Raw genomic sequence first — 5,237 nt, 5'->3', positions numbered from 1 at the left:
GAACAGTCCGCCGGCTGCCCGCGCCAGACCCCGAAGCGCCGGGCCCGGAGGACACGGCCTGGCTCTCCGAGATCACCGACAGGTGAGGCACATAGCCGGGTGAGGCAAAGCGCCGCCGGGGATTCAGGTCGCATGGGCGGAGTGTTCTCACGCCTGCCGGAGATGCGTCAGCGCCCGCCCCTCCCAGCAACCAACGGTGGCTCGGCCGGTCACCGGCGCCTCTTGCCTCCCTTGCGAGCCCAGTTCGCCAACGGCATCGACGCCGCGAGCCGGCGCGTACACAGAGCCTTCCTCGCCTCCGGGCGGGTCCTCGGGGAAGGCGTTGACATCACCGGCAAGCGCGGAGTGGAGGCCATCTGCTTCGCCGACACCCGCGGCTCCCAGATCGAGATCGTGCAGAACATCGGCCGGGCGCTCCGCCTGAACCGGGCGTCTCCGTCATGACCGGCTCCGGGCGGCTAGAGCGGATCGACTACGCGCCATCCGTCAGTCGAGCAAGGCCTCGGCGACGCGCTCGACGGCGCGTGGCCTTCACCACAGATTGCCCATCTAAGGATGGATAAACCCATATAAGTAGTTTTATAGCTAGCGGCACCCTCTCGGCATCCAGCTCCAGGGATTCAACGACAAGTGACACGGGAGAAGCGTTTGATCACGGCACGTAAAGGACACACCCGGCTGGTGGCTGCGGTCGGTGTACTCGGCGGTGTGCTCTCACTCACGGCCCTCGGCGGTACCAGCAACGCTGCTACCAGCGGCAACGATGCCGCGAATCACCCGAAACCGCAGGCGCGGGCGGATCAGGCAGCCACCCAGGAGACTTCCGACGCTCAAATAGAGATCACGCCCAAGCAAGGTGCCTACGACGTCGGGATCAACGACTCCGTCAAGGTCACCGTCAGCAACGGCAAGCTCACCAAGGTGACAATGACCGCCGTCGCGACCGGTGCCGAGGTTCCGGGCACCCTGTCCGCGGACGGCACGTCTTGGAAGCCGACCGGCCAGCTGGAGCGGGCCACCAAGTATCAGGTCGCCGCGGAGGCCACGGACGCCAAGGGCCGCTCCGTCACCGGGAACTCCACGATCACCACGGTCTCCCCAGCCAATAACTTCATCGGGCACCTCTCCCCCGAGGACGGTTCGACCGTCGGCGTGGGCATGCCGGTGACGGTCAACTTCGACCAGGCGATCAGCAACAAGGCCGCCATGGAGTCGAAGATCCAGGTCAGCTCCAGCAGCGGCCAGCAGGTCGTCGGCCACTGGTTCAACGACGACCGCCTGGACTTCCGCCCCAAGAACTACTGGAAGCCCGGCTCCACCGTCAACGTCACTCTCAACCTCTACGGCATTCAGAAGACGGTCACGTTCAAGATCGGCCGGAGCCAGATCAGCACGGTCGACGCCAAGACGAAGCAGATGACCGTCGTACGGGACGGCAAGACGATCAAGACCATCCCGATCTCGTCCGGCAGCACCGAGCACCCGACGTACAACGGTCAGATGGTCATCTCCGAGAAGTTCGGGCAGATCCACATGAACGGTGCGACCGTCGGCCTCACGAAGAAGGACGGCAAGCCCTCCTACGACATCGGGGCCGTACCGCACGCCATGCGCCTGACCGCCTCGGGCACCTTCATCCATGGCAACTACTGGGGTGCCGACGCGGTCTTCGGCAAGGTCAACACCAGCCACGGCTGCGTGGGCCTGAAGGACGTCAAGGGCGGCGGCGACGGCAAGCAGCCCGCCGCGTGGTTCTTCGACAACTCAATGATCGGTGACGTCGTGATCGTCAAGAACTCCGAAGACAAGACCATGTTGGCCCCGGACAACGGCCTCAGCGACTGGAACATGCTGTGGAGCGAGTGGGTCGCGGGCAGCGCGACCAGCTGACGCCACGTCACTCCCCACGCATCTGAACCTGAATCCCTTCCGCCAGGCGGCGGGGCGACACCGTGTCGCCCCGCCGCCTGCGGCGTCAGGGCGCTCGAGCAGTGCAGGTGCCGATACATCATCCGAGCAGATGAACACGGCGCGTCGCCCGAAGGCGCTCCGGCGCTGCTGTCCGTGTGGGGTTCATAGAGTCATCGCTGCAGGTGAGCAGCGGTGTACATGGTTGTCGCAGGTGGCTGAGACGCTGTCCCGATGGTCGTGTCGCTGTTGTACCGCGCTGCTCGCACGCTGCTGTCCCTACCCGCTGTCCTGCTGCGCCGAGACACCGCCAGGGACGCCGAGTTGTTGGTGCTGAGGCATGAGAACTCAGTCCTGCGCCGTCAGCTCAAGGTCCCGGTCCGCTACAAGTGGGCCGACCGGTTCTGGCTCTCCGCGCTGTCCTCGCTGATACCGCGCCGCCGCTGGGCCAATGTCTTCCCCTCCGTCACACCCGGCACCCTGCTGGCCTGGCACCGCAAGCTGATCGCCAAGAAGTGGGACTACTCCGCCCGCCGCAGCCGCAAGGGCCGACCCCCGACTGTGGCCGCGCTCAGAAAGCTGGTGCTGCGCTTGGCCGGCGAAAATCCCCGGTGGGGACATCGTAGGATCCAGGGCGAGCTTGCCCGGCTAGGGCATCCGATCGCACCGTCCACGGTCTGGGGGATCCTGAACGCCGCGGGCATCGGCCCGGCTCCACGCCGCTCCGGCCCCAGCTGGCGCGAGTTCCTGACCACCCAAGCCCAAGGGATCATCGCAGCCGACTTCTTCCACGTGGACACCATGCTCGGAAAACGCCTATACGCCATGGCGTTCCTGGAACACGGCACCCGAAGACTGCACATCACCGGCGTCACCACCACCCCACTCGGGCCTGGGCGACGCAACAGGCCCGCAATCTCGCCGCCCAACTCGACACGCGCATGGAGTCCCTGCGCTTCGTGCTGCGCGACCGCGGCGCCAAGTACGACCCGTCCTTCGACGCCGTCTTCGAAGCCGAGGACATGGACGTGCTGCTCAGCGCGCCACGGGCGCCACGGACGAACGCGCACTGCGAGCGGGTGATCGGCACCGTCCGCCGCGAGGCCCTCGACCACGTCCTGCTCATGAACGAGGCCCACGCCCGGCAAGTCCTCGCCGACTTCGAACGGCACTACAACGCGCATCGACCTCACCGGGCCCGAGACCAGAAACCCCCTCACGCCTCCGGGCAGCCCGCCACCATCCACGAGCTCGACAGCCACAGACTCCTGCGCACCCGCATCCTCGGCGGCGCCATCAACGAGTACCGGTACGCCGCTTGACCTGCGGCGACGACTTTCCGAGCCCCACAGGTTGTGTCCGAGGGGGGATCGATACCGGCAGCCCACGGAATGCGTGTCTCACCGCGGTACTTGAGCTATCGGTGTAGGGCAGATACCACTCAGCGTATTGAACTTGGACGCCGGTCGACATCCCTCACAGGGTGGCGCTCTCTGGTCCCGGCCTTATCGAGGGGCAGGGGCAAGGGCCCTGTCGATTCCGGAGCACGAATCCCTCCCTCTTCGGGACGCTTTTCACCGAAGGGCTTCACAGGGCCCAGTGGCGGAAAGCTTCGATCCATTCGGCGCCCTCGGGCGGAGGGTCGGGCAGCGGGAGGTCTCGCAGGCCTATGGGTTGGAGGATCCGTCCGCGGCGGCAGATCGCTACCACTCCGCTGCCTGGTCGCAGGTCGATCTCCTCGACGATGACGTCGACTCCCAACACTTCGGTGGTGAAGGGCACGGTAACGCGGTCGCTGAGCACGGCATGGAAGCCGACCAGCTCTTCGTCCTCGCCGTAGGCGTCAACGAGCGCCTCGGCGATCATGGCGTCGAGGCGCTGGTCCGACAGACCCCCGTGTAGTCGTCCCCGTATGAGTCGGTCGACTCGGGCCAGCGGGTGCGTACCGCGGCGAAGTCCTCGCGTACCCAGCGCAGCACGATCCCGTCGAAGTCCGCTGTACCCTCGGGCACCTCCACCGGCCTCCCCGACGGCAGCCCACTCAATGCCCGGTCCAACTCTTCGCCGAATCACCGTAGTTCGGCGTCAGTCTCGGCTTCGGCGGCCAGGTCGTCGTCGGTCGGCTCCAGACCGAGGTCCCGGTCGCAGGAGAGCCCGGCTGATGCGCAGCCCGCGGCACAGTCGCGCGGCCTCGCCGCCACCGGTCCCCTTGTTCTCCCGCGCTGCGGGGTGTGCCAGGGCGGCCAGGCACCAGTCAAGGGCCCGTTCGGACCTGCCGATCTCCCCGAGCATGTCGACCATGTCGTCGAAGACCTGCAGGTCGGCCACGGCCTCATCGGGCTGCTCGGTCAGCTCCTCGCGTAGGGTTTGCTCGGCCTGTCCGGCGTCCCGCTCGCGGTCCTGCGCGCGGGACTGCTCACGCCGGAAGGCGACGATCTGCGGTACCGGGCTGCATGCCGGACTTTCATCGAGGGCAGTCAGCGGCTCGACTTCGTCAACGACCTCGCCGAGGACGTGCGGGACGGACGCGTGGGCATCCCGGTCGACACGATGGAACGGTTCGGGGTCACCATGGATGGCATGGCCACCGGCGTCGGCGGCTCGGCCCTGGAAGAGCTGATAGCCGAGCAGGTCACCACCGCACGCGCCGCCTTGCCGGCCGCAAGGCAGCTCCCGGCGCTGACCCCGTCCGACGGCTCGCGGGTGCGCTGGTGGAGATCGAACTGCTCACGGCGGAAGCCGTGCTCGCACGGGGCTCCGGGGTACTGCGCGGTTCCGCGAACCCGCCGCTGGGCAGGACGCTACGCGTTCTCGCGCACCAATACTGACCGGTATCGGACGCCGGTGAACGTGCCGCTCGTGTGGTAGACCCGGCGCTTGTTGCCGTCCGGACCACGCCGTGCGAGAGGGCCGGTTCGAACCGTTCTACGACTCCCGTCGGCCCCATCAGGGCATCGCGAACGGTCGCCCGTTGCGCCCATTGTTCACGCCGATCGCCGACCCTGACGAGACGACCCGCCTCGGCACACGCCGGCTCCTTCACGTACCGCACCTCATAGGTCGCGGTGAGTGAGGAACAACCGTCGAGGACAGGGTGGGATGCACCCTGGAGGAAGAGGAGGTGTGAAGGCGGGAGACGAGACGTGATGCGGACCAGCGACGAGATCTATCACCGGGTCCGCTGGGACCCGCGGTTCGACCCGGCCCGTTTCGTGCTGGGGATCAGCCAGCGCCGGGATGCCCTCAAACGCATCCCGCTGCCTTCCTTCGTGCCCGGGGGCGACATCCCGTGGCACCGGGTGGTGTTCATCGAGGCGGACGGCGAGGTG

At 67.1% G+C, this 5,237-nt stretch carries 6 protein-coding genes and 2 pseudogenes; 5 read left to right on the top strand and 3 right to left on the bottom strand.

The genetic code is table 11. The features are described from left to right. Positions 1–240: 240 nt before the first annotated feature. From ACZ4RZ_RS50100 to ACZ4RZ_RS50090, 3 genes and pseudogenes are all read left to right on the top strand, one after another. Positions 241–429, top strand: a pseudogene (locus ACZ4RZ_RS50100) (hypothetical protein); the annotation flags it as partial. Between the two features lie 249 nt (positions 430–678). Then, positions 679–1,890: a L,D-transpeptidase gene (locus tag ACZ4RZ_RS50095; protein ID WP_467754338.1), complete on the top strand. Its 1,212-nt coding sequence runs from the start codon at positions 679–681 to the stop codon at positions 1,888–1,890. Between the two features lie 252 nt (positions 1,891–2,142). Beyond that, positions 2,143–3,230 (top strand): annotated as a pseudogene (locus ACZ4RZ_RS50090) (integrase core domain-containing protein). Between the two features lie 265 nt (positions 3,231–3,495). Here the strand turns inward: ACZ4RZ_RS50090 and ACZ4RZ_RS50085 are convergent. Genes ACZ4RZ_RS50085 through ACZ4RZ_RS50075 form a run of 3 tightly spaced genes read right to left on the bottom strand, consistent with a single transcriptional unit; the run spans position 3,496 to position 4,109 of the window. Then, complete coding sequence (locus ACZ4RZ_RS50085; RefSeq protein ID WP_467754335.1) at positions 3,496–3,774, bottom strand: hypothetical protein; 279 nt, start codon at positions 3,772–3,774, stop codon at positions 3,496–3,498. Further along, entirely contained in the window at positions 3,771–3,920 is a 150-nt protein-coding gene (locus ACZ4RZ_RS50080) for a hypothetical protein (RefSeq protein ID WP_467754334.1), read from the bottom strand. The genes ACZ4RZ_RS50085 and ACZ4RZ_RS50080 overlap by 4 nt, the downstream gene beginning before the upstream one ends. 57 nt (positions 3,921–3,977) lie before the next feature. Beyond that, positions 3,978–4,109, bottom strand: a complete 132-nt coding sequence (locus ACZ4RZ_RS50075; RefSeq protein ID WP_467754333.1) for a hypothetical protein — start codon at positions 4,107–4,109, stop codon at positions 3,978–3,980. 166 nt (positions 4,110–4,275) lie between these two features. Between ACZ4RZ_RS50075 and ACZ4RZ_RS50070 the strand changes: the two genes are divergently transcribed. Then, entirely contained in the window at positions 4,276–4,776 is a 501-nt protein-coding gene (locus ACZ4RZ_RS50070) for a squalene/phytoene synthase family protein (protein ID WP_467754331.1), read from the top strand. 278 nt (positions 4,777–5,054) lie between these two features. Beyond that, positions 5,055–5,237, top strand: a 183-nt coding sequence (locus ACZ4RZ_RS50065) for a DUF504 domain-containing protein (protein ID WP_467754336.1), incomplete at its 3' end; no start/stop codon positions are given.

The organism is Streptomyces sp. NPDC027189 (genome assembly GCF_055566975.1).
Note: the sequence above shows the minus strand (reverse complement) of the source record. Positions and strands in the feature narration are given on the sequence as shown.